This window comes from Bradyrhizobium sp. MOS001 (genome assembly GCF_004634465.1).
GTDB classification, from domain to species: domain Bacteria; phylum Pseudomonadota; class Alphaproteobacteria; order Rhizobiales; family Xanthobacteraceae; genus Bradyrhizobium; species Bradyrhizobium barranii.
In genome coordinates this window covers 225,172-250,074 of the sequence record NZ_SPVJ01000007.1, presented here as the reverse complement: position 1 = coordinate 250,074, position 24,903 = coordinate 225,172, and the positions used below count along the sequence as shown (strand labels likewise).

26 protein-coding genes are annotated in these 24,903 nt (G+C 65.7%); 8 read left to right on the top strand and 18 right to left on the bottom strand.

The features are described from left to right. Nucleotides 1-13 precede the first annotated feature (13 nt). Both CT676_RS13810 and CT676_RS13805 read left to right on the top strand, forming a co-directional pair. Nucleotides 14-562, top strand: a complete 549-nt coding sequence (locus CT676_RS13810) for a hypothetical protein (protein WP_063985596.1) — start codon at nt 14-16, stop codon at nt 560-562. 29 nt (nt 563-591) lie between these two features. Next, nucleotides 592-2,160: a GMC family oxidoreductase gene (locus CT676_RS13805; protein ID WP_085403354.1), complete on the top strand. Its 1,569-nt coding sequence runs from the start codon at nt 592-594 to the stop codon at nt 2,158-2,160. Nucleotides 2,161-2,420: 260 nt separating this feature from the next. Here CT676_RS13805 and CT676_RS13800 read toward each other — a convergent pair whose 3' ends face one another. After that, nucleotides 2,421-2,738: a ribbon-helix-helix domain-containing protein gene (locus CT676_RS13800; RefSeq protein ID WP_085403355.1), complete on the bottom strand. Its 318-nt coding sequence runs from the start codon at nt 2,736-2,738 to the stop codon at nt 2,421-2,423. Between the two features lie 241 nt (nt 2,739-2,979). On the opposite strand from CT676_RS13800, the gene mutL reads away from it, so the two are divergent. Continuing rightward, entirely contained in the window at nt 2,980-4,791 is a 1,812-nt protein-coding gene (gene mutL, locus CT676_RS13795; RefSeq protein WP_135214811.1) for a DNA mismatch repair endonuclease MutL, read from the top strand. Between the two features lie 104 nt (nt 4,792-4,895). Here the strand turns inward: mutL and rsmD are convergent, their stop codons facing one another. Continuing rightward, a complete protein-coding gene (gene rsmD / locus CT676_RS13790) occupies nt 4,896-5,450 on the bottom strand; it encodes a 16S rRNA (guanine(966)-N(2))-methyltransferase RsmD (protein WP_085403357.1) in 555 nt (184 codons plus the stop codon). Next, a complete protein-coding gene (locus CT676_RS13785) occupies nt 5,451-7,610 on the bottom strand; it encodes a pseudouridine synthase (protein ID WP_167768046.1) in 2,160 nt (719 codons plus the stop codon). It lies immediately after the preceding gene. A gap of 119 nt (nt 7,611-7,729) precedes the next feature. On the opposite strand from CT676_RS13785, the gene CT676_RS13780 reads away from it, so the two are divergent. Then, nucleotides 7,730-8,188 carry a nucleoside deaminase gene (locus CT676_RS13780; protein WP_071909524.1) on the top strand — a complete coding sequence of 153 codons (459 nt, stop codon included), beginning with the start codon at nt 7,730-7,732 and terminating at the stop codon, nt 8,186-8,188. Between the two features lie 142 nt (nt 8,189-8,330). Here CT676_RS13780 and CT676_RS13775 read toward each other — a convergent pair whose 3' ends face one another. The 5 genes from CT676_RS13775 to CT676_RS13755 form a co-directional block, all read right to left on the bottom strand. Next, nucleotides 8,331-9,233 (bottom strand): alpha/beta hydrolase, encoded by a 903-nt coding sequence (locus tag CT676_RS13775; RefSeq protein WP_085403434.1) that lies wholly within the window; start codon nt 9,231-9,233, stop codon nt 8,331-8,333. 215 nt (nt 9,234-9,448) lie between these two features. Further along, on the bottom strand, nt 9,449-10,732 hold the full coding sequence (gene purD, locus CT676_RS13770) for a phosphoribosylamine--glycine ligase (protein ID WP_085403359.1): 1,284 nt from the start codon (nt 10,730-10,732) through the stop codon (nt 9,449-9,451). A gap of 223 nt (nt 10,733-10,955) precedes the next feature. Then, on the bottom strand, nt 10,956-11,255 hold the full coding sequence (locus CT676_RS13765; RefSeq protein ID WP_085403360.1) for a transcriptional regulator: 300 nt from the start codon (nt 11,253-11,255) through the stop codon (nt 10,956-10,958). A gap of 3 nt (nt 11,256-11,258) precedes the next feature. Beyond that, nucleotides 11,259-11,813, bottom strand: a complete 555-nt coding sequence (locus CT676_RS13760; RefSeq protein WP_135214809.1) for a hypothetical protein — start codon at nt 11,811-11,813, stop codon at nt 11,259-11,261. Next, nucleotides 11,810-12,820 carry an alpha/beta fold hydrolase gene (locus tag CT676_RS13755; RefSeq protein WP_085403362.1) on the bottom strand — a complete coding sequence of 337 codons (1,011 nt, stop codon included), beginning with the start codon at nt 12,818-12,820 and terminating at the stop codon, nt 11,810-11,812. Before CT676_RS13755 ends, CT676_RS13760 begins: the two co-directional genes overlap by 4 nt. 136 nt (nt 12,821-12,956) lie before the next feature. On the opposite strand from CT676_RS13755, the gene xseA reads away from it, so the two are divergent. Beyond that, nucleotides 12,957-14,579, top strand: coding sequence for an exodeoxyribonuclease VII large subunit (gene xseA, locus CT676_RS13750; protein WP_085403363.1), 1,623 nt, complete (start codon nt 12,957-12,959; stop codon nt 14,577-14,579). 181 nt (nt 14,580-14,760) lie between these two features. Here the strand turns inward: xseA and CT676_RS44000 are convergent, their stop codons facing one another. Both CT676_RS44000 and CT676_RS13740 read right to left on the bottom strand, forming a co-directional pair. Beyond that, nucleotides 14,761-14,910: a hypothetical protein gene (locus tag CT676_RS44000; protein ID WP_008130160.1), complete on the bottom strand. Its 150-nt coding sequence runs from the start codon at nt 14,908-14,910 to the stop codon at nt 14,761-14,763. Nucleotides 14,911-15,135: 225 nt separating this feature from the next. Beyond that, complete coding sequence (locus CT676_RS13740; protein ID WP_085403364.1) at nt 15,136-15,960, bottom strand: dienelactone hydrolase family protein; 825 nt, start codon at nt 15,958-15,960, stop codon at nt 15,136-15,138. A 194-nt stretch (nt 15,961-16,154) separates the two neighbouring features. Here CT676_RS13740 and CT676_RS13735 point away from each other — a divergent pair, with 194 nt between their 5' ends. Next, the gene (locus CT676_RS13735; RefSeq protein ID WP_014491939.1) at nt 16,155-16,382 is read left to right on the top strand and encodes a DUF2093 domain-containing protein; all 228 of its coding nucleotides are present in this window, start codon (nt 16,155-16,157) and stop codon (nt 16,380-16,382) included. 146 nt (nt 16,383-16,528) lie between these two features. Here the strand turns inward: CT676_RS13735 and CT676_RS13730 are convergent, their stop codons facing one another. After that, nucleotides 16,529-16,843 (bottom strand): hypothetical protein, encoded by a 315-nt coding sequence (locus tag CT676_RS13730; RefSeq protein WP_085403365.1) that lies wholly within the window; start codon nt 16,841-16,843, stop codon nt 16,529-16,531. Between the two features lie 510 nt (nt 16,844-17,353). On the opposite strand from CT676_RS13730, the gene CT676_RS43995 reads away from it, so the two are divergent. Beyond that, entirely contained in the window at nt 17,354-17,551 is a 198-nt protein-coding gene (locus CT676_RS43995; RefSeq protein ID WP_223153847.1) for a hypothetical protein, read from the top strand. A 383-nt stretch (nt 17,552-17,934) separates the two neighbouring features. Here CT676_RS43995 and CT676_RS13720 read toward each other — a convergent pair whose 3' ends face one another. The 7 genes from CT676_RS13720 to CT676_RS13690 form a co-directional block, all read right to left on the bottom strand. Next, entirely contained in the window at nt 17,935-18,270 is a 336-nt protein-coding gene (locus CT676_RS13720; RefSeq protein WP_063985608.1) for a GYD domain-containing protein, read from the bottom strand. 297 nt (nt 18,271-18,567) lie between these two features. After that, complete coding sequence (gene lpxK, locus CT676_RS13715; RefSeq protein ID WP_071909517.1) at nt 18,568-19,584, bottom strand: tetraacyldisaccharide 4'-kinase; 1,017 nt, start codon at nt 19,582-19,584, stop codon at nt 18,568-18,570. Then, nucleotides 19,577-20,911, bottom strand: coding sequence for a 3-deoxy-D-manno-octulosonic acid transferase (locus CT676_RS13710; RefSeq protein WP_085403366.1), 1,335 nt, complete (start codon nt 20,909-20,911; stop codon nt 19,577-19,579). Before CT676_RS13710 ends, lpxK begins: the two co-directional genes overlap by 8 nt. Further along, entirely contained in the window at nt 20,874-21,587 is a 714-nt protein-coding gene (locus CT676_RS13705) for a lysophospholipid acyltransferase family protein (RefSeq protein WP_085403367.1), read from the bottom strand. The genes CT676_RS13710 and CT676_RS13705 overlap by 38 nt, the downstream gene beginning before the upstream one ends. Beyond that, nucleotides 21,584-21,826 carry a DUF4170 domain-containing protein gene (locus CT676_RS13700; protein WP_014491932.1) on the bottom strand — a complete coding sequence of 81 codons (243 nt, stop codon included), beginning with the start codon at nt 21,824-21,826 and terminating at the stop codon, nt 21,584-21,586. Before CT676_RS13700 ends, CT676_RS13705 begins: the two co-directional genes overlap by 4 nt. A 60-nt stretch (nt 21,827-21,886) precedes the next feature. After that, on the bottom strand, nt 21,887-22,705 hold the full coding sequence (locus CT676_RS13695; RefSeq protein WP_085403368.1) for a 3'(2'),5'-bisphosphate nucleotidase CysQ: 819 nt from the start codon (nt 22,703-22,705) through the stop codon (nt 21,887-21,889). Then, nucleotides 22,692-24,095, bottom strand: coding sequence for a TldD/PmbA family protein (locus CT676_RS13690; protein WP_071909514.1), 1,404 nt, complete (start codon nt 24,093-24,095; stop codon nt 22,692-22,694). The genes CT676_RS13695 and CT676_RS13690 overlap by 14 nt, the downstream gene beginning before the upstream one ends. A 276-nt stretch (nt 24,096-24,371) precedes the next feature. Here CT676_RS13690 and CT676_RS13685 point away from each other — a divergent pair, with 276 nt between their 5' ends. Then, nucleotides 24,372-24,890: a DUF6101 family protein gene (locus tag CT676_RS13685; protein WP_071909513.1), complete on the top strand. Its 519-nt coding sequence runs from the start codon at nt 24,372-24,374 to the stop codon at nt 24,888-24,890. The last annotated feature ends 13 nt before the right edge of the window (nt 24,891-24,903 follow it).

Here is a 24,903-nt window from a genome sequence, read left to right as displayed (position 1 = left end):
ACGGAGGAATGCCATGAGAGAAGTCGATCGTCGAAGCAAGCACAGCCGCCGCGTCTTTCTCAAGGGCGCGGCGACCGCCGTTCCGGTCGTCGCTGTCGCGACCAGCGTCGCCGTCAGCATCGAGGATGCCTGGGCGGATGATGCCAGCACGCTCTCGCCCGCAACGATGAAGACGCTGCTGAAGGTCGCGCGCGACATCTATCCGCACGACGTCCTCGGCGACAGCTACTACATCACCGCGATCAAGCCGTGGGACGGCAAGGCGGCCAAGGACCCCGCCGTCAAGTCTCTGATCAGCGACGGCATCACGCGGCTCGATCAGAACGCGCGGGATCGCCACAAGGTGGCTTACGCCGAAGTGCCATGGGAAGCCGACCGCGTGGTGCTGCTGACGGAGATCGAGCAGAGCGACTTCTTCCAGAAGGTGCGCGGCGACCTCGTCGTGTCGCTCTACAACCAGAAAGAGGTCTGGCCGCGGTTCGGCTACGAAGGCTCCTCCGCCGAGCACGGCGGCTACATCAACCGCGGCTTTGCCGACATCGACTGGCTGCCGAAGGCTTAAGGCTCACCCAACGGTTCAGGAGAACGCATATGGCAAAATTCGATCTGAACGACTCCAGCGTTGTGGTGATCGTCGGCTCCGGTGCCGGCGGCGGCACGCTGGGCAACGAGCTCGCGCAGAAGGGCGTCAAGGTGGTCATCCTTGAAGCCGGCCCACGCATCGAGAACCAGGATTTCGTCAACGACGAGTGGGAGAGCTTTTCCCAGCTCGCCTGGACCGATGCCCGCACCACGTCGGGGACATGGCGCGTCGCCAAGGATTTTTCGGGCCTTCCCGCCTGGATCGTCAAGGCGGTCGGCGGCTCGACCACGCATTGGGCCGGCGCGTCGCTGCGCTTCGACGAGCATGAGTTCAAGGTGAAGAGCACCTACGGCGGCCTGCCCGGCGCGAACCTGCTGGACTGGCCGGTGACGCTCGCCGAGATCGAGCCATGGTACGCCAAGGCCGAGAACAAGATGGGCGTGACCCGCACCAACGGCATTCCCGGACTTCCCGGCAACAATAATTTCAAGGTGCTGGAGGCCGGTGCGAAGAAGCTCGGCTACAAGACCGTGCATACCGGCAATATGGCCATCAACAGCCAGCCGCGTGACGGCCGCGGCGCCTGCCAGCAGATCGGCTTCTGCTTCCAGGGCTGCAAATCCGGCGCGAAATGGTCGACGCTCTACACCGAGATCCCCAAGGGCGAGGCGACCGGCAATCTCGAAGTGCGGCCGAGCAGCATGGCGGTCAAGATCGAGCACGACGCCTCCGGCAAGGTGACCGGCGTTGTCTATGCCGACGAGAGTGGCGCGATGCAGCGCCAGAAGGCGCGCGTCGTCGCGGTGGCCGGCAACTCGATTGAAAGCCCGCGGTTGCTGTTGAACAGTGCCTCGACCATGTTCCCCGATGGCCTCGGCAATTCATCGGGCCAGGTCGGGCGCAACTACATGCGGCACATGACCGGCAGCGTCTACGCCGTGTTCGAGAAGTCGGTGCACATGTATCGCGGCACCACTATGGCCGGCATTATCCGTGATGAATCCGCCAACAATCCGAAGCGCGGCTTCGTCGGCGGCTACGAGATGGAGACGCTGTCGATCGGCTTGCCGTTCATGGCGGCCTTCCTCAATCCCGGCGCCTGGGGCCGTCCGTTCACCGCAGCGCTCGACGGCTATCCCAGGATGGCCGGCATGTGGCTGGTCGGCGAGGACATGCCGCAGGAAACCAACCGCATCACGCTCGACCCGAGCGTGAAGGACAAGTTCGGGCAAGCGGTCGCGAGCGTGCATTTCGACGACCATCCCAACGATCTCGCGATGCGCGCACATGCCTACAAGCAGGGTGCTGCGGTCTATGACGCCGTCGGCGCCACCGTGACCTATCCGACGCCGCCCTATCCGAGCACGCACAATCTCGGCACCAACAGGATGAGCGAGAAGCCGCGGGATGGCGTGGTCAACAAGTTCGGGCAGAGCCACGACGTCAAGAATCTGTTCGTCTCGGATGGCAGTCAGTTCACCAGCGGGGCGGCCTGCAATCCAACGCTGACCATCGTCGCACTCGCGATCCGGCAGGCGGATTACATTGCGGGGGCGATGCAGAAAAAGGAGATTTGAAGGTTCAAAGGAAACCGTTTCCTGCTCCCGTCATTGCGAGCGAAGCGAAGCAATCCAGAATCCCGCCGCGGTGACGGTCTGGATTGCTTCGTCGCACTAGCGCAAAATTGCTACGCAATTTTGTCGCGGGCTCCTCGCAATGACGGCGGAGAGAATATCGTAGCCCGGACGGAGCGAAGCATAATCCGGGGTGCTCGCGGGTGAGCTGAATCCCGGATTGCGCTTCGCTTCATCCGGGCTACGCACTTTTGTCGGGAAAGCTACTCGGCCGCATCAAGGATCGGCGCGACGGTTGCCTTGAAATCCTGCACCTGCGTCACGCTCCGGGAGCGGTAGATCAGGCAGGAGCAGCGTAGCAGCGAGGCGAAATTATTGACCTCGCCGTGATGGTCGAGCACCTCGTTGTAGAGCGTGGTCAGGAACTTGCCGACGCTCATGCTCTCCTTGGCCGCGATCTCCTCCAGCGTGTCCCAGAACGCCATTTCCAGCCGGATCGAGGTGCAGTGCCCGCCGATCCGCAACGAGCGGGTCTGGGATTCGTAGTTGCGTTGGGGCTGGTGCGCGAAGAAATTGCACATGGCGTCCTCCCGTCCTGTTGCCATTTTTTCACGATGCTACACCGCTGCCCGGCCCCCCACAATCAGGACGGCAGCAGGACGATCGCTCCGTCCCGGTTGCGCAATTTTCTCGAACGTCCAATCCCTTCAATGTGATAGGCATCCCTCTTCCCCAGGCCGCCACACGGCTGTTGCCCAACACATGCTTTTGACGCAACACGGCCTAGAATAGCGCCGTCAGCGAATCCAGATCGAAAGCCCCATGCCCGTCCGCCAACTGCCAGAGCAAATCGTCAACCGCATCGCCGCCGGCGAGGTGGTCGAACGTCCGGCAAGCGTGGTCAAGGAACTGGTCGAGAACGCCATCGATGCCGGCGCCAGCCGGATCGACGTCTTCACCGATGGCGGCGGGCGGCGGCGGATCGGCATCACCGATGACGGTGGCGGCATGACCGCGAAGGACCTGGCGCTCGCGGTCGAACGCCATGCCACCTCCAAGCTCGACGACGAGGATTTGCTCCAGATCCGCACGCTCGGGTTCCGCGGCGAGGCGCTGCCCTCGATCGGCTCCGTCGCGCGTCTCTCCATCACGACGCGGCACGCGAGCGAACCACATGCCTGGGCGCTGTCAGTCGAGGGCGGCGACAAGTCCGAGATCATGCCGGCGGCGCTGGCCCACGGCACGCGCGTCGAGGTCAACGACCTCTTCTATGCAACGCCCGCGCGGCTGAAATTCCTAAAGACCGATCGCACCGAGGCGGAGGCGATCCGTGAGGTGGTCAGGCGCCTTGCCATGGCGCGGCCCGACGTCGCCTTCACGCTGGCCGGCGAGGAGCGCGCGCCGGTGACCTGGACCGCGGCGCTGCCTGGCGCCGCCGGACGGCTGACGCGGCTCGGCGATATCCTCGGCGCAGAATTCCGCAGCCACGCCATCGAGGTCCATGCCGAGCGCGAGGGCGTCGTGGTCGCCGGCTATGCCGCGGCGCCGGCGCTGACCAAGGCGAACGCGCTCGGGCAATATCTCTTCGTCAACGGCCGTCCCGTGCGCGACAAGCTGATCCTCGGCGCCGTGCGCGGGGCCTACGCCGACTATCTGCCGCGCGACCGCCATCCGGTGCTGGCGTTGTTCGTCACGCTCGATCCGCGCGAGGTCGATGCCAACGTGCATCCGGCCAAGACCGAGGTGCGCTTCCGCAATGCCGGCCTCGTGCGCGCGCTGATCGTGCACGGATTGAAGGACGCGCTCGCGCGCGAGGGCCGGCGCACGGCCGCCAACAGTGGCGAGAGCGCGTTGTCCTCGTTCCGGCCGGCCTTCACGCCGCGGCCTGCGAGCTGGGACTGGCGCGCCTCGCCATCCGCCCCGGTCGCACCGATGCCGTCGTTCGACGGATCGGCTGCGCCCGTCTTCGCCGAACGCGCACAGGCGGCATTCGATGTCGGCGCGCCCAGTGCGGACGTGCGGATCGAGACCCAACCCGTCAGCGACCTCGTCGACCGCCCGCTCGGCGCGGCGCGCACCCAGATCCACGAGACCTACATCGTCTCGCAGACTCGCGACGGCCTTATCATCGTCGACCAGCATGCCGCGCATGAGCGCATCGTCTACGAGCGGCTGAAGGCCTCGCTCGCCGCCAACGGCGTGCAACGGCAGATCCTCCTGATCCCCGAGATCGTCGAGATGGACGAGGCCACGGTGGAGCGCCTGCTGGAGCGCAGCGAAGAGCTCGCATCGTTTGGCCTCGCCATCGAGTCCTTCGGCCCCGGCGCGGTCGCGGTGCGCGAGACGCCGTCGCTGCTCGGCAAGACCAATGCAGGCGGGCTGCTGCGCGATCTCTCCGAGCACATGGCCGAATGGGACGAGGCGCTGCCGCTGGAGCGCCGCCTGATGCACGTCGCCGCGACCATGGCCTGCCACGGCTCGGTGCGCGCCGGCCGCCGGCTGCGGCCGGAGGAGATGAACGCCCTGCTCCGCGAGATGGAGGACACCCCGAACTCCGGCCAGTGCAATCACGGCCGCCCGACCTATGTCGAGCTGAAGCTGAGCGATGTGGAGAAGCTGTTCGGGCGGAGATGATCTTCGTAGGGTGGGCAAAGCGAAGCGTGCCCACCACCTACCGCGATCGCAGAAAGTTGGTGGGCACGGCGCGTTGCGCCTTTGCCCACCCTACGGCAGCGAGACTACGGCCTCTTCAAAAACACGAACTCCGTGTCGTCATAAGCCCGCCGCTCCAATTCCTCGAAGCCCTCAGGCGTCACGAACTGCGCAGCCTTCGCCTCTTCCACCACGAGCAGCGCGCCCGGCATGAGCCAGCCGCCGTCGCGCAAGCTCGCGAGCGCCTTCTCCGCAAATCCTTGGCCATAGGGCGGATCGAGGAACACCAGCGAGAACGGCTCGACGGGATGCGCAGGGCCAAGATCCGTCGCATCGCGGCGATAGACCTTGGTCACGCCGCCAAGGCCGAGCGTCTCGACATTGTTGCGCAGCAGCGCGCGGGCCTCGGCGCCGTTGTCGACGAACAGCGTGAACTTCGCGCCGCGCGAGGACGCCTCGATGCCGAGCGCACCGGTGCCGGCGAAGAGATCGAGCACGCGCGCATCCTCGATCGGATCGTCATAGGCGTGCACGAGGATGTTGAACACGGACTCGCGCAGCCGGTCCGCCGTGGGGCGGATGTCGCGCGAGGACGGTGAGGCGAGATTGCGCCCCTTCAAACGACCGCCGACGACGCGCAATCAGTCCTCCCGCGGCGTCAGATCGCGCTTGCCGTGATAGCCGCGCTTGGGCCGGCGCGGCGGGCCGTAGCCGTTGGCCTCGGCCTCGTTGCGCTCGCGCGCCTCCTCGCTGCCGGTGCGCTGTACCAGCACGCGGCGGCCCTTGCGATCGTTGATCACGTCACGCTTGCTGGCAGGCTTCTTCTCGCGTGGCGCTTCGCCGTCGGGTGAAGAAGATTTCTTCGGCACGTCGAACTGCGCGCCCGACTTCTCGATGACCTTGTCGCCGAGCTGATCGCGCAGCACGCGTGACTTGATCTCCTCGACCTGGCCTTCGGGGACCTCGCCGAGCTGGAACGGTCCATAGGACACGCGGATCAGCCGGTTCACCTCGAGCCCGAGATGGGCGCAGACGTTGCGCACCTCGCGGTTCTTGCCTTCGCGGATCGCGAACACCAGCCAGACATTGGCGCCCTGGTCGCGCTCCAGCGTCGCCTCGATCGGACCGTATTTGACGCCCTCGACCTCGATGCCGTTCTTCAATTCGTCGAGCTGCGCCTGGGTGACGTCGCCATGGGCGCGGACGCGGTAGCGGCGCAGCCAGCCGGTGTCCGGCAACTCGAGCGTACGCGCGAGCCCGCCGTCGTTGGTGAGCAGCAGCAGGCCTTCGGTGTTGAAGTCGAGCCGGCCGATCGAGATCAGCCGCGGCAGGCCTTCGGGCAGATTGTCAAACACGGTCGGACGGCCCTCGGGGTCGTCATGCGTCGTCATCAGCCCGCGCGGCTTGTGGTAGAGGAACAGCCGCGTACGCTCACGCTCCGGCAACGGCTTGCCGTCGACAGTGACGACATCGTTCGAGGTGATGTCGAGCGCCGGCGAATTGATGACGCGACCGTTGACGGCGACGCGCCCCTGCGTGACCATCTCCTCGGCGTCGCGGCGCGAGGCGAGGCCCGCACGCGACAGCACTTTTGCGATACGCTCGCCGGCCTTTTTCGGCTTCGGTGCTTCGTCACGGCGCGGACGGCCCTCGAAATCCCGATCACGGTCACGATAGGCGCCGCGGCCACCGAAGGCGGGGCGCTTCTCGAAGATCCTGCTCTCATCCTCGTTTTCACGGCGCGGACGGTCGCCGGAGCGGCCTTCGCTGCGCGGATGCTCGTGCCAGTCGGAGCGGCCCTCGGAGCGCTCGCGCGGACGATTGAATTTGGGACGGTCACCGCCGCGTTCGCCATCGCTGTCACGACGAGGCCGATCGAATTTCGGACGGTCGTCGCGCGGACGATCGAACTTGGGCCGATCGAACTTGGGCCGCTCGCGGAACGGACGATCGCCGGACGCGCGATCGTCGCGCGAGCGCGAGAAACGCGGACGGTCAACGCCGCCACCCTGCCGATCGTCGCGCTTCTGCCAGGGCTTGTCTTCGCTGCGGTCACGGCCGCCGAAATCCTTGCGCGGACCCTTGCTGAAGTCCTTACGCGGCGGACGATCGCCACGCGGACCCGCGTCGCGCTTCTGCCACGGCTTTGAATCGCTGCGCTCGCCACGATCGCGCGGGCGGTCACCGAAGTCACGCGGGCGATCGCTGCGATCCCCACGGTCGCGCTCGCGATCCGGCGCACCACGCGAAAACTTCCGCTCGCCGTCGAACTTGCGTTCCGGGCGGTCGCCACGCGGCGCGTAGGGCCGCTTGTCGCCGAACTTCTTGTCGCCGAACCGGCCGGCGGGACGGGAATCGTCGCGATCCCGGCTGCGCGGCGGACGGTCGTCACGGCCATAGGACGGGCGATCACCGCGCGGTTTGAACGGCCGCTTCTCGCCATCGCGCGCGCCGCGATCCGAGAACGGGCGGTCGCCACGCGGCTTGAAGCTGCGCTCGCCGCGCTCCTCACCACCACGGTCGTCGCGCTTGAACTTCGGACGGTCGCTGAAATCGCGGCGCGGGGCATCGCCCTCCTCGCGGCGGCGGAACGGACGATCCCCGCGGTCGGCGCGAGGCGGACGGCTGTCGCGGTCGCCACGGGGCGGGCGGGCGTCGCTCCTGCCCTCAGGGCCGCGCTTGGCGAATTTCTTCTCAGGGCCACGCGGCTTGCCGGACCGGCCCTTGGGCGGGCCACCCCTGCCCGGGCCTCGATCACGCCGGCCGCGGGAATCGTTGTCTTTGTCGCTGTCGCGAGGCATGAATAAACTCACTTAGGGGGTGGCCAGAAAGCATTGTGCGCGCTCGTTTCGAGCCGCATGCTCAGGCAAATCCGGTATTCACTCTTGCTGAAGGCGGAGCTACTAGCAGGTTTCTGGCGATGATACGAGGCTTGAAAGCCCCCTCTTTCATGGATTTGGCGCTCAAAACGGCCGAAAATGCCGGAAAGGCGGGCGAAGTTCCGATCGGATGCGTCGTGGTCCGCAATTACGAGGTCATCGCGACCGCGGCGAACCGGACGCTGACTGATTACGACCCGACCGCCCATGCCGAGATCATTGCGCTGCGCGAGGCCGCCAAAAAGATCGGCAGCGAGCGCCTGGTCGACTGCGACCTCTACGTGACGCTGGAGCCCTGCACCATGTGTGCGGGCGCGATCTCCTTTGCAAGGGTCAGGCGGCTCTATTACGGCGCCGCCGATCCCAAGGGCGGCGCGGTGGAATCAGGCGTGCGGTTCTTTGCATCCCCAACCTGCCATCATGCGCCGGATGTCTATTCCGGGGTCGGCGAGAGCGAGGCGGCGCGGCTGCTCAAGGACTTTTTTCGCGAGCGGCGGTAGATTCACATATTCCGCCGTCATGCCCCGCGAAGGCGGGGCATCCAGTACGCCGCGGCCTATCGATCAACCACCACCGTCTCGGAGTACTGGATCGCCCGGTCAAGCCGGGCGATGACAGTTGTGTGTGTCGCGACAGCTTAGTTCAGCCTGCGAAGAACTCGCGCAGCGCCTTTGCGGTGACGTCCGGGTTCTCCTCGGTGAGGAAATGGCCGGAGTCCACCGGCATGCCGTCGACGTTGGTCGCCCATTGCTTCCACGTATCGAGCGGCGTGGCGGCGGCCTGGGCGATGCCTGCGCCACCCCACAAGGCCAGCATGGGAATCGTGATCTTCTTGCCGGCTTCGAAATCGGCCTTGTCGAGGTCGTAATCGAAATAGGCGCCGGCGCGGTAGTCCTCGCACATCGCATGCACGCGGGCGGGATCGCGGAACGGGGCGATGTAATGTTCGAGTGCACGCTCGTCGATGGCGTCCAGCGTCTTCGACTTGGTCTGGCTCGCCATCTTGAAGCGCAGGAAGAACTCGCCATTGCCCGAGATCAGCGTCTCCGGCAGCGGCGCCGGCTGGGCGAGGAAGGTCCAGTGATAGATCTTCAGCGCGTAGGCGCGGTTCATCCGCTCCCAGTAATTATAGGTCGGCAGGATATCGAGCACGGCGAGCTTCGACAGCCGGCCGGGATGGTCGAGCGCAAGCCGATACGACACCCGGCCGCCGCGGTCGTGGCCGGCGAGCGCGAAGTGGACGTGGCCGAGCTGCTCCATCGCTTCCACCATCGCCTTGGCCATCGCGCGCTTGCTGTAGGGGATGTGCTGTGCATCGCTCTCGGGCATGTCGGACCAGCCATAGCCCGGCAGATCGGCGATGATCAGCGTGAACTTGTCGGCGAGCTGCGGCGCCACGCGGTGCCACATCACGTTGGTCTCGGAGAAGCCGTGCAGCAACAGCAGCGGCGGCCCCTTGCCGCCGACGCGGGCGAAGATGCGGCCCAAGGAGGTGTTGATCCATTCGGAGGCGAAGCCGGGGTAGAGGTCGGCGAGATCGGACATCTTCGGCATCCTTATCGGGTCAGTCCTGTCTGGTCAGTCCCGGGCCGCCTCGAACAAAAATGTCGAAAACAACCCCATGCACAGTAGCACGATGGTCACCTGTGAGGGTTGCTAACCCCAACAGGCGATTGCGCAATTTTGGAATGTCGATGTGGCGGAGCGGTGGCACGCGGCAATCTTGATGCCGGCGTGCGCGCAGTCCGGAAAAAAGCCTGTCAGCCCCGGGCCTTCTCGGCTTCCACCGCCTGCCAGCCGATGTCGCGGCGGCAGAAGCCTTCCGGCCAGTTGATGCGGTCGACGGCCTGATAGGCACGCGCCTGCGCTTCCGTCACGGTCTTGCCGAGCGCGCAGACATTGAGCACGCGGCCGCCATTGGCGAGGATCGCGCCGTCCTTCTCGACCGTGCCCGCATGGAAGATCTCGGCGGTGTCGACCTTGGCTGCGTCATCGAGCCCCTCGATGCGCGTGCCCTTCTGGTAGTCGCCGGGATAGCCCTTGGCCGCCATCACCACCGTGAGCGCGGATTCCGGATACCAGCGCAGATCGAAGTGCTTAAGCTCCCCGTCGCAGGCGGCGATGAACGCCGGCACGATGTCGGACATCATGCGCAGCATCAGCACCTGGCACTCGGGATCGCCGAAGCGGACGTTGAACTCGAACAGCTTTGGGCCCTGCGTCGTCAGCATGATCCCGGCATAGAGGATGCCGCGGAACGGCGTGCCGCGCTGCTTCATGCCGGCAACCGTCGGCAGGATGATCTTGGCCATGATCGCGTCGTGGATCGCGGGCGTGACCAAAGGCGTCGGCGAATAGGCGCCCATGCCGCCGGTGTTCGGGCCGAGATCGTGGTCGAACACCCGCTTGTGGTCCTGCGCGGAAGCGAGAGGGATGGCGGTCTCGCCGTCGCACAGCGCGAAGAAGCTGATCTCGCGGCCCGGCAGAAATTCCTCGATCACGACCTCGGCGCCGGCATCGCCAAAGGCGCCCTCGAACATCATGGCGATGGCGTCCTCGGCCTCGCGCACGGTCTTGGCGACCACGACGCCCTTGCCGGCGGCAAGGCCGTCGGCCTTGACCACGATCGGCGCACCCTGGCTCTGGACGTAAGCACGCGCATCATTGGCGTTGGTGAAGCGCTTGTAGGCGCCGGTCGGAATGCCGAATTCGGTGCACAGCGCCTTGGTGAAGCCCTTGGAGCTCTCGAGCTGCGCCGCCACCCCGCTCGGCCCGAACGCCTTGATGCCGGCGGCGGTGAGGTCGTCGACGATGCCGGCGGCCAGCGGCGTCTCCGGGCCGACCACCACGAGCTCGACCGCATTCGTCTTGCAGAAATCGATCACCGCGGCATGGTCGGCGACATCGAGCGCCACGCATTCCGCCTCCCGCGCGATGCCGGCATTGCCGGGCGCGCACCAGAATTTGGTCACCAGGGGGGAGGCTGCGATTTTCCACGCCAGGGCATGTTCGCGGCCGCCGGAACCGAGCAGGAGAATGTGCATCGAAGGCTCGAAATGAGGGGTTTTGCTGGGGCGGAGGTCGCACGAATCGCGGCGGGTCTCAAGGGGAAACGCCCACACTCCCCGTCATTCCGGGGGCGTGGCGAAGCCGCGAGCCCGGAATCCATAACCACCATCGTGAGTATGGATTCCGGGCTCGCGCCCAAGGGGGCGCGCCCCGGAATGACGGCGGAGAGAGGGGAACGCCCGAGGACGACAATCGCCGCTAAACCTGCCTCCCCGCAATGATCTCCTGCAACGTCGCCACATGCCGCGCGAAGGCGCCGCGGCCGACGGCGGTGGCGGTTACTGTGGTCTGCGGCTTCTTGCCGACGAAGGCCTTGTCTACCGAGACGTAGCCCGCCTTCGCCAGCGTCTCGATATGTGCGCCGAGATTGCCGTCGGTGGCGCCGGTGAGCTTTTTCAATCGCGAGAACTCCAGGCCAGCGGAGACCGGCAGCGCGTTCAGCGCCGCCATGATCTTGAGGCGCAACGGCTGATGGATGATGTCGTCGAGCTCGGCCATTGGCTAGATCCGCCGCATCCAGAGGCCGCCGAGGATCAGTCCGCCACCGTTGACAAAGGCCATCCAGAGCGGGAACGCCTCGCCGATGTAGAAGAAGCCGAACAACGTCAGTGCAGCGATGCCAAGACCGATCGCGACGAAGGCGTAGCCGAACCAGAGACCCGCCAGCGTATAGAACAGCATGAAGTAGAGCGGCCAGAACGCGCCGAGCTGGCGTGGGCCGAAATGGCCGACGACGTTGGTGCAGAGATAGCCGAAGGCGAAGAACAGCACGAAGACCAGAACGAGCCTGACATCGAAGGCGGCACCATGCGGACGGGGCGATGGATTGAGCAACCGGATTCCGACCAGACCACCGACGCCCAGAACGTCCACGGCAACCCAGGCGTGGACCGCGTAGACCGGCCAGAGCCAGGTCACGAGATTGCCTGCGAATACCAGGACTCCCCACCAGACTGCGGCGAGGCTTGCGAGCTCGTAGAGCTGCGATTGCTTCACGCGCTGGACGATGTCGTCGATGTCGGCCAGCGCTGCAGACGCCTCCTTGCTGTCGATCATGACTGGCCTGCTCCGCGCGTTGCCACGTCCTCGGCGATTGCATTGACCGCCTTCGGGTTGGTGACCATGCCCATGTGATTGACGCCGTCGATCATCTTGACGTCGATCGACGGCTTCACCGCCCGCACGGTCTCGGCATATTTGTCCGAGATCATCATCTCATCGTCGGCGCCGCCGAAAATCGTCATCGGGTGTGTCACCCCGGGCAGATCGAGGCGATAACCGCGTGTCGCAAAGTTGCGCATCAGGCGGTCGGAATAGGTAGAGGTGAGGTACTTGGCCGAATTCGCCGGCACGGCGAAGGCCAGCACTGGAAGCTGCGAACAACAGTCGATGCCGAGCTTGCGCAGCGCCGCCAGCCCGAAGTAGCGCGGAAGGTCAGCATTGGCCCAACCGCCGGCGTGCGGTTTGTTGGTCGGCGCGTCGTAGCCGAGATAGGGCGCGATCAGGACAGTGCGGACGAACAGGTCCTGCATGATCGGCGTCGCGGCAACACGCAACGAGAAGCCGGCGCCGGCGGAATGACCGATCAAGGTCAGTGGCAAATCGGGCGCGCTCTTGCGGACATGGGCGACGAAGTCGACCAGATCGTCCTCGAGCTGGCCGACATAGCCGATATCACCGCGCGTGCCGGAGGCGCCGTGGCCGCGCGTATCGAGTGCCCAGGTCTCGACGCCGTGCGCGGCGAATGCTGCCGTCAGGGCATGGTTCACGGTGCCGGAGGAACCGGACGATCCATGGATGAAGATGGCGCCGCGGTCGGTGGCCGTCCCCTTCGGCGCGTAGTGCCGGAAGCCAAGCCAGGTGCCATCGCGGGCCTGAAAGCGCTCGAGCGGTGGCAGCGTAGACCAGTCGATCCCCTTGGCGGAGTCCGAGACCGAGCGCATCTCCGCAGGCCGCTCCAGCGGCGTCGCGATCAGGGCGGTGAGCAGCAGCGCGACTGCGCCAACCGCGCACAGGCCCCATTTCAACAGGCTTAGAGAACCCCGCAGCAGCCGCATCGCCATCGCAAACTCCCTCGAACTGATCATTTATAGAGAACTCTATATTACAGAGTACTCTCCATATCAATCCCAGGATTGGCGCCGCGCGGCGAAAATCCTTAACGTCGGGTCTGACCCCAAAATGCCGAATCGTTTGCCGATGCCGCCTGCGGAACCACTGCTCAACGCCCCCGAATTCACCGTCTCCGAGCTCTCGCAGTCCCTGAAGCGGACGGTCGAGGACGCCTTTGGCCATGTCCGGGTCCGTGGCGAGATCTCCGGCTTCCGCGGCGCCCACTCCTCCGGCCACTGCTATTTCGCGCTCAAGGACGAGAGCGCCAAGATCGAGGCGGTGATCTGGAAGGGCGTGCACGGCCGGATGCGCTTCAAGCCCCAGGAAGGGCTCGAGGTCATCGCCACCGGCAAGCTCACCACTTATCCGGGCTCCTCGAAGTACCAGATCGTGATCGAGGCGCTGGAGCCGGCCGGCATCGGCGCGCTGATGGCGCTGATGGAGGAGCGCAAGAAGAAGCTCGCCGCCGAGGGCCTGTTCGACGAGGCGCGCAAGCAGTTGCTGCCCTGGCTGCCGGAGGTGATCGGCGTGGTGACCTCGCCGACCGGCGCCGTCATCCGTGACATCCTGCATCGGCTCGAGGACCGCTTTCCCCGCCACGTACTGGTGTGGCCGGTCAAGGTGCAGGGTGAAGGCTCGGCCGAGCAGGTCGCAGCCGCGATCCGCGGCTTCAACGCGCTGCCCGAGGGCGGCAAGATTCCGCGGCCCGATGTGCTGATCGTGGCACGCGGCGGCGGCTCGCTGGAGGACCTCTGGTCGTTCAACGAGGAGATCGTGGTGCGGGCGGCAGCCGAGAGCATGATCCCGCTGATCTCGGCGGTCGGGCACGAGACCGACATCACGCTGATCGACTTCGTCGCCGACAAGCGCGCGCCGACGCCGACGGCAGCGGCCGAGATGGCGGTGCCGGTGCGCAGCGATCTGTTCGTCGAGGTCGCCGATCTCGCGCGGCGCACCCGCGCCTATTGGCAGCGTGCCCATGAGAGCCGCCGCAGCGAGCTGCGCGCCGCCGCGCGCGCCCTGCCCGCGGCGGGCGATCTGCTCGCGATCCCGCGGCAACGGCTGGATTCAGCGGGCGCGTCGCTACCCCGCGGCCTCAAGGCCAACACGCACGCGCATTTCCGCCGGTTTACCGCGGCGAGCGCAAAGCTGACGCTGCGGGTGCTGCACGGGCAGATTTCGCAGGCCGATCACCGCCTCACCGTGTGCGGCGAGCGGCTCGGCCTGTCCGCGCGCTCGCTGCTGCGGCAACGGCGCGACCGTTTTGCCGGGCTGGAGGTGCGCTTGCGCGCCTCGAAACTTTCGAATGCGCAGGCGCAGCGCAACGCAATTGCCCGCCAGCGCGAGCGCACGCATCGTCTGGCCGAGCGCGCCAACCGCGCGCTTGTCACGCTGTTACAGCGGCTGGATGCCCGCATCGAGAACAGCGGCAAGCTGCTCTCGGCCTTGTCGTATCGCGGCGTGCTCGCGCGCGGCTTTGCTCTGGTACGGGACGAGGCCGGCCATCCCTTGCATTCGGCCGACGCGATTGGTCCCGGCGCACGCCTCGAGATCGAGTTTGCGGACGGCCGTGTCGGCGCGACGGCGGATGCGGATCGCCCGGCGCCGACGGCAAAGCGTGCGCCGGCGCAAGCAAAGCCGGCCGCGCAAGACGCAAAACCTGCGCCGAAGCGCGCGGGCAAGCCGGTGGATCAGGGCACGTTGTTCTGAGCGCTACGGCGGCGTTCCGCCCTCAGTGTCATTCCCCGCGAATGCGGGGAATCCAGTACGCCGCGGCTTCTCGGCTCAATCACTAACGTCTCGGAGTACTGGATCGCCCGGTCAAGCCGGGCGATGACAGCCAGTGTGGGACGCGTGTCGCCACAACCTCGTCATTGCGAGCGCAGCCCGCCTACCGGCAGGACAATCCCGCGTCGATCGTGGTCCAGAAGCCGCAATGTTCCGGCGCGATCATCGGCGCGCCGGCGTGGGCTTCGAACAGGAAGATCGCGACGGTGAAGACGATCAGTGCGGATGAGAACAGGACGAAGCGGTTGCGCATGAGGACTGCGTTTAATCGACATCGTGGTCGAACTAAGGCGCCGTCACCTGCTGAAACCGCCGCGACACGCGATACGTAGATTCACGGTCGGCCATACTCCGTGCAGGGCGGTGGTCGATGCGGGGCTGTCCGCCTAACGTTGTTCCTCGGGCGGCCCCGCTTCCGCCTTCGCTCTATCGAGCTACGGCGGGACAAGCCCGCTCCATCCGGGCTACAGGACCGCCCTCACCGCGCCAGCCACTCCGCGACTTCCTTCTGCGACTCCGCGCGCGCCTCTGCGTCCGTGCCGAGATGGCCGTGCTCGGGCGCGGCGGCGTCGGTGGTGCCGGCAGCTGCGTGCAGCGGCGTATTGGCGCGGTCGAAATCGTGATAGGCGCCGGGATAGACCACGATGCGCGTGAGCGCGCTGCGGCCGCGCGCGCCGTCGACCATCTGGCGGCAGGCCGGCGGCGACGAGACGTCGTCATTGGCGCCGATCAGCACCAGGGTCGGCACCCGCGCGCTCCAGCCGAGGCCGGCGGAGATCCGGCAATCCGGATAGAACGCGATCGCCGCGCGAAAATCCGGCCCGGCTTCGCGCGCGGCGCTCTGCGGACGCACGGCCCAGAGCAGCGCGCTGGCACCATTGGCCCAGCCGATCAGGCTGACGCGGTCGCGCGCGACCCAACTCTGCTTCACCAGCCAGGCGCGCGAGGCCGCGATGTCGGCGACGCGCTCGCGCCGCGCCTTGACGTGCATCTCCTTGACGCGGCATTGCGGCCCGAGCTCGCGCGAGCCGTAGCTGTCGGGCAGCAGAACGGCGTTGCCGGCCTTCAGCAGTTGCAGCGCCCAGTCGCGATAGCGCGGCAGCACCGATTCTGAATGATTGCCGAGGCCGCCGCAGCCATGCAGCGCGATCACGGTCGGAAACGGCCCCTCGCCATCGGGCTTGTAGAGCTGCCCATGCAGGATTCCGGACGACAGCGGAATGTCGACCTGCTGCGGCGCCGGCGCGGCGTGCGCGGCCGACATCAGCAGCATCATGAACAGGGCGGTCAGTCGAAGGCGCATCGGATTCTGCCGTGGAAGATGCCGGAACCGGCCATCCCTCGCGCGAAGCACTATCATGCGGAAACGGCGGCAAAACATCACAAACCGGTGGGTTTACCGGGCGGACAAGCCACCCTATCTATGCTAAATTCGGTGCAACACATCGTGCCCTCCAGGGTTTTCCACGGAGAGGCCTTCCACGGAGACTTTCGACCGTGCTGAACAAGTTCGGCCCCTCGGGCCATGGCGAAGCGCAGGTGCAATATCTCGACGGCGATTTCCGCGTGATCTCGCCGGGGACCTTCGTCCGTTGCGCGATCACCGACACGCGGATTCCGCTCGACGAATTGAAGTACTGGAGCGTGGATCTGCAAGAGGCCTACGCCACGCCCGCCGCCGTGCTGCAGCGGCATTTCCCCGGCGCGCTGAAGCCGCAGCCGTAGGGTGGGCAAAGGCGCCTCGCGCCGTGCCCGCCATCTCTTCACGACCGCAACGAACAATGTAGGCACGCTTCCGCCTTCGCTCGCTCAGCTTCGGCGGACAATTCGCCTTGCCCACCCAACGATACCGAGTTCGTGGCATCGCGCGGCTATTGCGGCTCGGGACCATCCGCGCCCACACAGGTCTTGATGAAAGTCTTCCTGGTCTCACCGACCACTTTCTGATCGATCGCCTGCTTCAGACAATCGACCCGTGCCTGCGCCATGCAGAGCTGCATCTGATCGCGCTTGTCCTGGCCCTTCAGGCTTTGCGTCGTCGCAAGGCACGTGACGCGCTTGGTCGCGGGGACTGGCACCGTGCTGGTTGGAGCAGCGGGAGCCGTCGTCGGCGGCGTCTGCGCAAACACGGGCGCCATGATCAGACACAGAAGACTGGCAGCGACGGCTGCAGATGGCAGTTTCATCGGATTCTCCTGATCGTCTGGAACCGATAGGCGTCTGGCGAAGAATGTCGCCTGAATGGCGGGCCGCTACAGGGTGAGCAAAGGGTAGCTGTCCTGCCGGCGCCGCATGAGCGGCACAGCTTATCGCGCAGCAGGAGGATGGAGACGATGTTCGCGCGCACCTGAACTGCGCGCCTCGCCGCCGAAATGATCTCCGTCGCGCCGATCCGCGTTGCAACGAATTGCGCTTGCACTCCGTGGTAAGTCACTTCGCGCTGTGGTTGGATTTTTCGCTGCGGTTCGGCGCCCTTAAGTTGTTTGACGAAGTTCTGGTGAAACAGAGCGCTGCTAGAGTGCGCGTTAGGTAATTAGCCCTGCTGCTTTGTCGCACAGACCATCAAGTCAACCAAACGACCATTGAGCTTTGGAATTGGCGCAGTCTGTGAACGGGCTCACATCGGAAGAGCCATCTGACGGGCTACGATCACCTCGAAAATTCGCGGTGGATACTTTGTAAATCGAAAGTCAACGATGGGGGTGATCATGCCCACCATACTAGACATGCTCTATCGTGAATATTGCCGCGCCCGCCTCGCTGAAATGCGGAAACAGCTTCTGATCATAGCTCAACGCTCTGAAGCTTCCGAAGCGCATCATCATCTTGCGGATCAGGGTGACGATGAGAGGACGGACGCACAACGCAAGACCGGTCGCGGCGTGCCGCATTGAAGCGGCCCGAGACCGGCGAACTCTCCCGCGTAGCAGTGACCAAGCAATTGGCGGCAGTTTGGGAGCAAGCGATGAATACACCCGAATGCTATACTGTCATGGTGGCCTGCGTCTCGTGCCTGACCATCATCGGAATGATGGCTGTTGGAGCCTGGTGAGGGGACTGAGGGCTGAGCCGGGATTGCACGCCCTGAACGGGTCCGCTGGCAAGCACGTTCAGTCGGACCTGTGGCGCCGGACACAGCACGCGCCCTCCCGCATCGTCCGTCGATGGACGCCGGAAGGCCTTCGCCTCGCCTCAGCGCGCAGACCTGCTTTTTGCTGTGAGGTAAGCGTTGCCGCCGCCTGATACGATTGCGGCGGCATCGCTTGAGATCCGGATGTCAGCCTCCGGGCGGACTATACGAAGAGCGCAGCTTCGCCGCGTTCTGGCGGACCTGCTTGATCTCGTCCTGCGTGAACAGCCGGGTCAGTTTCACGTTCTGCAGGGTGCCCACCGTGACGGTCAGACCGGAGATGGCCGGAGCCGTGCTCGGATCAGGCACATCGAAAATCACCAAAACGCCCGGACCGTCGGCAGCAACGCTGTACATCGAAATCAGCTTGCCGCCGGCCGCTTCAATGAGTTTTGTCGCCGCCTCCTGGCGATTGATCGTGGGGTTTTCCAAAATGGCGTTGAGAGCGCGTGGTGTATATTGTCCAGTGAGGCAAAAATGCATGGCATGTTCTCCTCTGAGCTTTTGGCAATAACTCTCCGGCCGTTCCGAACTGATCGTAACGGTCTCGCATCTGAAATGATGATGGTACGTTGCCCGCCGTGGGCATAAACGCCGCCGATGATTGCCGGGAGTTCGGCACGTCCCGGTGACGGCTCTCATGCGAGGCTACATCAACTCCCGAACGTGCGGAAGACAATTCATCCGCCGCGACATGTCGCATATCGCAAGGCGCGCGGTGTTGGGCTACGGCGGAGCGCTTTGCCCACGCCAAGAAATCATCAAGAAATCATCAAGAAATCATCGCCTGCCGAACCGCCGCTCGCGCGCCTTGTAGAGATGATCGCTGATCAATTGCCGGAGCGCTGCCGGATCATCGAATTCGAGCTGCACCGCGAACGGCACGATGCCGTCGGGGACGCCTTCGCGGCCGCGGAGGCGCGCAAGATCCTTTTCCGTCGTCACCAGCGTGAGTTGCTCGCGCTGCGCCTCCGCTGCGAGCGCCGCGATCTCGTTCTGCGAAAACATGTGGTGATCGGCGAAGGGGCGCGTGCGCGCGACCTCGATGCCGCAGGCGCGCAAGCTGCGGAAGAAACGCGCGGGATCGCCGATGCCGGCGAACGCAAAGACTCGTTTGCCGAGGAGTTGCGCGACCGAGGCCGCATCCGGCTTCAGGCGCGCGCGCAGCTCCGGCTTGTTGCGCTTCGCAAGCTCCGCCGCGACATCGTTGGCGGCATGGCCATTGCCGATCAGCACCAGCGCATCGGTGCGCGCGAGCTGCGCCTTCAGCGGCGCGCGCAAGGGACCGGCCGGAAACACCTTGCCGTTGCCGAGGCCGCGCTCGCTGTCGATCACGATCAGGGAGGCGTCCTTCAGCAGGCGCGGGTTCTGGAAACCGTCGTCCATCAGGATCACGGTCGCGCCCCGCGACTTCGCGAGCGCAACGCCTTCGAGACGGTCGTGCGCGACCACGACAGGAACGTCGCGCACCATCATCAACGGCTCGTCGCCGATGTCGGAAGCGGTGTGGCGCTCGCGGTCGACCATGACCGGACCCTTGAGGCGCCCGCCATAACCGCGGCTGAGCACCACCGGCGTCTCGCCGAGCTCGCGCAACAGCTTCGTCAATGCGAGCACGGTCGGCGTCTTGCCGGCGCCGCCGACATGGTAGTTGCCGACGCAGATCACGGGGATGCCGGCGTCAAAGCCCTGGCGCAGCATGCGCCGTTCGGTGATCGCGCCATAGAGCAAGCCCAACGGCCGTAACGCATGAGACTTGAAGGAACGCGGCCGGTACCAGAAGGCCGGCTCACGCATTGGCGGCCCCCATCTCGATGGTGAGCTGCAGGAGATAAGGCTCGAGCGCCGTCATCGTGCGATTGAGCGCGCCGCCGAGATCCTCGACCACGCCTGAGCCTGCGCGCTGCATCCCGTCGCGCACCGTGGGATCGGCCAGCAGCTGGCCGAGCTGCTTGACCAGCGTCTCCTGCGTGTCGGCCTGGCGCGCGCCGCCGCTGCTATCAAGCGCCTCGTAGACATCGGCGAAGTTGAAGACGTGCGGACCATGGACGATCGCAGCGCCGAGCTTGATCGCCTCGATCGGATTCTGGCCGCCATGGCGGATCAGCGATCCGCCCATGAACACGACCGGCGAGAGGCGGTAGAACAGGCCGAGCTCGCCCATGGTGTCGGCGACATAGACGTCGGTCGCGGCCGTCGGCAATTCCTCGCGCGAGCGCAACGCCGGCTTCAGGCCCGACGCCGTGATCAAGCCGGCAATCGAGGTGCCGCGATCCGGATGCCGTGGCACGATCACGGTCAGAAGCTGCGGGAAGAAACCGACGAGGCTGCGATGCGCCGCGACCAGCATCTCGTCCTCGCCCGGATGGGTCGAGGCCGCGACGATGATCGGGCGGCCGCGCGTCATCGCCATCAGCCGCTCGAGCTTGGCGGGATCGGCCGGCGGCGCGGCCACGTCGAGCTTGAGATTGCCCGTGGTGACCACGTCGCGGCCGCCGAGCGCGGAGAAGCGCTCCGCATCGGTCTTCGATTGCGCCAGGCAAATGTCGAACCGCGACAGCAGCGCCGAGATGGTGCCGTACATCCGCCGCCAGCGCGGGAAGGAGCGCGGCGACATCCGCCCGTTGATCAGCACCATCGGCAGGCGGCGTGCGGCGCCCGCCAGGATCAGGTTCGGCCACAAATCGGATTCGATGAACAGCGCCAGCGAGGGCTTCCAGTGATCGAGGAAGCGCGCGACATAGCGCGGGGAATCATACGGCACGTATTGATGGATGACGTCGGGCGGAAACCGCTTTGCGACGACGGCGGCGGAAGTGACGGTGCCCGAGGTGAGCAGGATGCGAAGATTGAGGTCGCGCAGGCGCTCGATCAGCGCGGCTGCGGCGAGCACCTCGCCGACGCTGGCGCCGTGAATCCAGACCAGGGGGCCGTGCGGACGCACGTCCCGGGACAGGCCCCGCCGCTCGCCGACGCGCGCGGGATCCTCCTTGCCCTGCTTCAGCCGCCGCTTGATCAGCGCCGGCGCAAGCGGCACCAGGCCCGAGGCCAGGCGCCGGTACATCCGCAGCGTTATCGGCAGCGAATTAGCCATCTTGGGGCCCCGGACGGCCGAGTTGCGCATAGGCGCGGCGGGTCGCCTCGTTCAAGGTCTCTTCCAGCTCCAGCCGCAGCGCTTCCATGGTGGCGGCGTCGGCATCCGGCGGCACGTGGATTTCCTTGATCCCGACCAATGCGCCCCGCCCGAACGGCAGGTTGATGGTGGTGCGGTCCCAGTTCTTGAGCCGGATGAAGCGGCTGGTCGCCATCGCGAAAGGCATGATCGGCCGCCCCGATTCCCGTGCCAGCATGATGATGCCGAGCCCGGCCACGCGCGAGCGTTTGGGGACATCGGCGGTCAGCGCGACATTACAACCGTCCTGGAGCGTGTGCACCATTTCCCTGAACGCGCCCACCCCGCCCTTGCGGTGGAAGGCGCCGCCGTGGTCACCGGAACCACGGATGAGGCCGATGCCGAGCCGCTCGACGGCGATCGCGTTGAACTCGCCGTCGCGATGCCGCGAGATCAGGACCTTGGCCCGGTAGGAGTCCTTATTCCTGATGAAGGGCGTGAGGAAATGCTGGCCGTGCCAGAAGGCGAAGATCGCGGGGATCTGCGGCTCGACGATGTCATAGACGTCAGGCGGATCGAACGTGAATTTGTTGGTCCGCCAGACCAGACGCAGATATTCGGCCGCCAGAACCCCGACGGCACGCTGAAGCCAGCTGCTTCGCAGCGTATTGCGAAGCAGTTTTTTCAACGTGCCGGTTCTTGATTCGGGTCGAGCAGCCGATGGAGATGGACGATGAAGTAGCGCATCTGCGCGTTGTCGACCGTGCTCTGCGCCTTGGCGCGCCAGGCGACGTGAGCGGACGCGTAGTTCGGATAGAGGCCGACGATCTCGACGTCGTCGAGGTTCTTGAAGGTGTTGTGCTCGAGATCGAGCAATTCGCCGCCGATGACGAGATGCAGCAATTGTTGCGGGGCACTATCTGGCATGGGTTCTGTTCCTAACGGGCTGCCCGGCAAAGCAGTGTTCGAGAAGCACGGCGGACGCACTCAGGGCAAGGGCCGATTTCGAAAATGCGCGACGATGCCCGCATGACGATCGCGACCCGCTGCCACCAGCACCCCGTGCGTGACTTCCCGGCGGTTATAGAGGATGGGATCTCCGGAGAGGTCGCTCATCCTACCATCCGCTTCCTGCACGATCAAATCGGCCGCCGCAAGGTCCCAATCATGGCTGTTGCCCCCGGCAAAAGCCGCATCCAGCACGCCATCGGCGACCCGGCACAGGCGCAGCGCGAGCGAACCGATTCGCGGATGCAGCTTGATGTCGCCGCCGGCCGTATTGAGCCGCTCGACCATCGGCTTCGGCCCGGCGACGCGGGAGAAGTCGAGCGCGGATCCGGACGCCGCCCGCACGGCTTTGCCGTTGAGCGTCGTGCCCTGCCCGCGGGCCGCGAAGAAGAACTCGTCGGTCGCGGGCGCGAACACCGCAGCCAGCACCGGCGAGGCATCCTCGACCAGCGCGACGCTGACGCACCATTCTTCATGGCCGCCGAGATAATTGCGGGTGCCGTCGATGGGATCGACCACCCAGGTCCGCCGCCGCGACAGCCGCACCTCGTCGTCGGCGCTCTCCTCGGACAGCCAGCCATAATCGGGCGTCGCCGAGCGCAGGCGCGCTTCGAGCAAATCGTTGACGGCAATGTCGGCTTCCGACACCGGCGAGGACGCGCCCTTGGTCCACTTCCTCAATTCGGTGCGGAACATCGACTGCGCGAGGCTGCCTGCCTCCCGCACCGCGTCCTGCAGCAGCGCCGCGTCGCGCGTCAGGATGGTTTCGTCCGTTGCATGCGCGTCAGCGTCCGCCAAGCGTCAAACCCTCGATGCGCACCGTCGGCGCATTGATGCCGTAGCGGAACTCGAGATTGTTCGCCGGCTGCATCGATTTGAAGATCTCGAACAGATGGCCCGCGATCGTCACCTCGCTGACGGGATAGGTCAGCTCGCCATTCTCGATCCAGAAGCCGGAGGCGCCGCGGCTGTAATCGCCGGTGACGCCGTTGACGCCGGAGCCGATCAGGTCGGTGACGTAGAAGCCCTGCTTGATGTCGGCGATCAGTTCGGCCGGCGTCGGCGTGCCCGGTTCGAGATGCAGATTGTACGGTCCCGGCGACGGCGAGGACGAGACGCCGCGATGGGCGTGGCCGGTGGTAGTGAGGCCGAGCTCGCGCGCGGTCGCGCAGTCGAGCAGCCAGGTCGTCAGCACGCCCTCGTCGATCAGCGCGATCTTCTTCACCGCGACGCCTTCGGCGTCAAACGTCTGCGAGCGCAGGCCGCGCTTGCGCAGGGGATCGTCGATGATGCGGATGTTTTTTGCGAACAGCTGCTGGCCGAGCTTGTCCTTCAGGAAGCTGGTCTTCCGTGCGATCGAGGCGCCGTTGATGGCACCGACGACGTGGCCGACCAGCGAGCCCGCAACGCGCGGATCGAACACGACCGGCACCTTGCAGGTCTCGACCTTGCGCGGATTGGAACGCGCCACGGTACGCTCGCCGGCGGAACGGCCGACGACTTCCGGCGACAGGAGATCGGCGCCGTGCGGCGCCGAGGTGAAGTCGTAGTCACGCTCCATGCCGGTGCCTTCGCCCGATATCGCGGTCGCCGAAATGCCCTGGCTGGAACGCAAATAAGAACCATGGAAGCCGGTGCTGGTGACGAGCACCATGCCGCCCATGCCGGCGGAGGCGGAGGCGCCGCCGGACTTGGTCACCCCCTTCACGGCGAGCGCGGCAGCCTCGGCTTCGAGCGCGCGGCGCTCGAGCTCGGAGGTCGCGGGCACGTCGGGATCGAGCAGATCGAGATCGGGGAAGTCGCGCGCGAGCAGCGCCGGATCGGCGAGGCCGACATATTTGTCGTCGGGCGCGACGCGCGCCATCGCCACCGCGCGCTCGGCAAGCTTGGTCACGGCATCGCCGCTGACGTCGTTGGTCGAGACCACCGCCTGGCGCTGGCCGACCAGCACGCGCAGGCCGACATCGTCACCCTCGGAGCGTTCCGATTCCTCGACGCGCCCGTCACGCACCTCGACGCCCTGCGAGACGCCGCGCACGGCGACCGCATCGGCCGCATCCGCACCGGCGCGCTTGGCCGCCTCGACTAGCCGCTGCGCGAGATCGGAGAGCGCGGTCTGATCGAACAGGTCGCGATTGGCTTTGGACGAATCCTGGGGCGAAAGCGTCGAGCTTGGTGAAGGGTTCACAAACGAAATCCTGTTGCGGCGGGAGGTTTCGGGGCGATACCGGCCCTGAACACCAGATGTGCCCAATTGGTACGGACTTCAAGCGTTTTCAGCCCGCAAAAAGCTCAGATTCGCAAGTCCGGCGCAACGTCTCGTCAATCATGCGTGCCAAGGTCTTGTCAATCATGAGCGGCGGTGACGCTGGATTAACCAGCCTTTTTAAGTGGTTTCGGAACGGCGCGCGCTAAGGTCCTCGCATCGACCGGGAACATAATCCCGGCGGGGAGAACTAAAGCCGTGAGGCGTCAAACAGCAACAAGCGGGATCGCTCCCGCCGGGTCGGGCCGCAGCTTGCGGCTCGACCCTCTTTCCCTTCCGGTCCGCTTCGATGCGCACGATCCGCGCGCCGACGGATACACCAGACAGATCGAGCTTCATCGCGAGCGTGTCGTGCTGCGCCGTGCCGTCCGCGGCATGCAGATGGCGATCAACGTCCGCGTCAGCGACTTCATCGGCGTTGCGTTGCGCGGCAATGACGAGGCGCAGACCCTCGTCCTCGTGCATCGCGATCCCTCGCTGTCCGTTCCGCTGCTGGTCAGCACCGATGGCGACGAACTCGCCGAGGCCTGGGCGATCTGGAGCGAGCTATTCGCGCTTCCGCAGCTCGACGAAGGTGCCCGCAAGCCCACGCCGCGCCGTCGCCGCGCCAACGCGATCCGCGCCCGCCGTCCGAAATTTTTGATGCGCCGGCGCACCGCCATGACGCGCGAGCTGTCGGTTCATCAGGGCGAACGCGAGATCATCGCAAGGAATTGAACGGCACGCACAG